Below are 2,513 nucleotides of genomic sequence, written 5' to 3' on the forward strand. Positions count from 1 at the left end.
ACCACCGCCGCCGTAACCACCACCGCCGCCGAAGCCGCCACCGCCTGTGCGGGGAGGGCGCGCTTCCATGGGACGGGCTTCGTTCACGACCACATTTCGGCCGCCCAAAGGCTGACCGTTCATGCCGTTGATCGCGGCTTGGGCTTCGTCATCGCTGCCCATTTCCACAAAGCCGAAGCCTTTGGAGCGGCCTGTATCGCGCTCCATCATGACTTTGGCGCTGGTCACAGCACCGAATTCACCGAAAGCTTGTTCCAGATCGCCGTCACGCACCGAGTAAGGCAGGTTGCCGACGTAAAGTTTGTTGCCCATGAAAGGGACTCCTCAAAACACAGAGATAAAAGCGATGGAGTTCCGAAAGCGCAAACAACAAACCTGAAAACATCGGGAGGAATGCGAAACTGACCTGTTCACCGCAAACTGGGCTTCAGTGAAATGCCGCCGAAGCCTGTCCACTATCTTCGAGAAAACAAAAATAAATGCAAGGTATTTTCTTTAAATCCCTTGCAAAACGTGAGAGGCTGCGCACATTTGTTGTTTTACCAACTCACTTCACGCTCGGGCGAAGCGCTGATTTTGTGAATCGTCAAATCGGCCCCGTCATATTCTTCTTCGGGGCTGAGTTTCAATCCGAGTGCGATTTTCAAAATACCGTAAATCGCCGCACCGCCTAACAAAGCCCAAGCCACACCCAAGCCCGTGCCGATCAGTTGTGCGCTCAGGTTGACGCCACCCAAACCGCCCAAACTGCTGACCCCAAAAATGCCCGCTGCAATGCCGCCCCATGCGCCACAAATGCCATGCAAAGGCCACACGCCCAGCACATCGTCGATCTTCCATTTGTTTTGGGTCAGTGTGAACATGATCACAAACAGAGCCCCCGCCACCGCGCCTGTGACCAATGCACCAAACGGGTGCATCAAATCAGAGCCAGCACACACGGCCACCAAACCCGCCAAAGGGCCGTTGTGGACAAAACCGGGGTCGTTTTTGCCCAACACCAAAGCCGCCAGCGTGCCACCTACCATGGCCATCAAAGAGTTGACCGCCACCAGGCCCGAGATTTTGTCCAGTGTCTGAGCACTCATCACGTTGAAGCCAAACCAGCCCACGATCAAGATCCACGAGCCCAGGGCCAAAAAGGGAATGCTCGACGGGGGATGGGCCGAAACCTCGCCGTTTTTGCGGTAACGGTTGTAACGCGCACCCAATAAAACAACGGCGGGCAAAGCGATCCAGCCGCCCATGGCGTGCACCACCACCGAACCCGCAAAGTCATGGAACTCGTCGCCCGTGAGCGCCTTGATCCAGGCCTGCACGCCAAAGTGCTGGTTCCAGACAATGCCCTCAAAGAAGGGGTAAACAAAACCCACAATCACCGCCGTGGCGATCAGTTGGGGCCAAAACTTGGCCCGCTCCGCAATACCGCCCGAAATGATGGCGGGAATGGCGGCGGCAAAGGTCAGCAAAAAGAAAAACTTGACCAAGTCGTAGCCGTTCTTGGCCGCCAACTGCTCAGCCCCCACAAAGAACGTGGTGCCATAAGCCACGCTGTAACCCACCACAAAATAAACCACCGTGGACACTGAGAAGTCCACCAAGATCTTCACCAGCGCATTGACTTGGCTCTTTTTGCGAACCGTGCCCAGTTCCAAAAATGCAAAACCGGCGTGCATGGCCAACACCATGATGCCGCCCAACAAGATAAACAGCGCATCTGCGCCCTGATTTAGTGCGTCCACGATCGTCCTTTGAGGATTTTTGAATTGATTTGGTGCATTTTGAGGTTCTTCAACCCAAACGCACCAAAGAAAAGCAAGAAACGCACCCAAAGTAACTCTTGACCAGCCCGCCACCCCAAATTCCCCACGAAGGTGCATGGTTGGCTCACGTAAGATCAGCACTCTTTGTGCTGCATACAAACCTGAATAAGCCCCCCCTCATGGAAGCCTTCCTCGTCTCAACCGGCATCGTGGCCCTGGCCGAAATGGGTGACAAAACCCAGTTGTTGTCGCTGGTGCTGGCGGCCCGCTTTCGCAAACCCTGGCCCATCGTGCTCGGCATTTTGGTGGCCACCTTGGCCAACCACGGCCTGGCCGGGGCGGTGGGCAGCTGGGTCACCACCGTGATGGGCCCCGATGTGCTGCGTTGGGTGCTGGGGGTGTCCTTTATCGCCATGGCGGTGTGGATGCTGATTCCCGATAAGTTGGACGACGAAGAGGGCGACAGCGCCCCGCGCATGGGCGTGTTCCTGACCACCGTGGTGGCTTTCTTTTTGGCTGAAATGGGTGACAAAACGCAGATCGCCACCGTCATGCTGGCTGCGCAATACAAGGCTTGGTTCGCCGTGGTGGCGGGCACCACGCTGGGCATGATGTTGGCCAACGCCCCCGTGGTATGGCTGGGCGAGGCCATCACCCGGCGCGTGTCGCTGCGCCTGGTGCACTTGGTGTCGGCGGTGATTTTTGCCATCCTTGGGGCAGTGGCCCTGCTCGGCTGGGGCTGATTTATAC

Annotated in this window: 3 protein-coding genes; 1 reads left to right on the forward strand and 2 read right to left on the reverse strand. The window is 56.9% G+C overall.

Going from position 1 to position 2,513, the window contains the following annotated elements; all coding sequences use genetic code 11:
• Both Q0341_RS06485 and Q0341_RS06490 read right to left on the reverse strand, forming a co-directional pair.
• Window positions 1–312: RNA-binding protein (locus tag Q0341_RS06485; protein WP_299511327.1), on the reverse strand; the 312-nt coding region annotated here is incomplete at its 3' end.
• A 227-nt stretch (window positions 313–539) separates the two neighbouring features.
• Entirely contained in the window at window positions 540–1,742 is a 1,203-nt protein-coding gene (locus tag Q0341_RS06490) for an ammonium transporter (RefSeq protein WP_299511328.1), read from the reverse strand.
• A gap of 200 nt (window positions 1,743–1,942) precedes the next feature.
• On the opposite strand from Q0341_RS06490, the gene Q0341_RS06495 reads away from it, so the two are divergent.
• The gene (locus Q0341_RS06495; protein WP_299511329.1) at window positions 1,943–2,506 is read left to right on the forward strand and encodes a TMEM165/GDT1 family protein; all 564 of its coding nucleotides are present in this window, start codon (window positions 1,943–1,945) and stop codon (window positions 2,504–2,506) included.
• Window positions 2,507–2,513 lie beyond the last annotated feature (7 nt).

It is taken from the genome of uncultured Limnohabitans sp. (assembly GCF_937889215.1).
In the GTDB taxonomy this organism is placed as follows: Bacteria; Pseudomonadota; Gammaproteobacteria; order Burkholderiales; family Burkholderiaceae_C; genus Limnohabitans_A.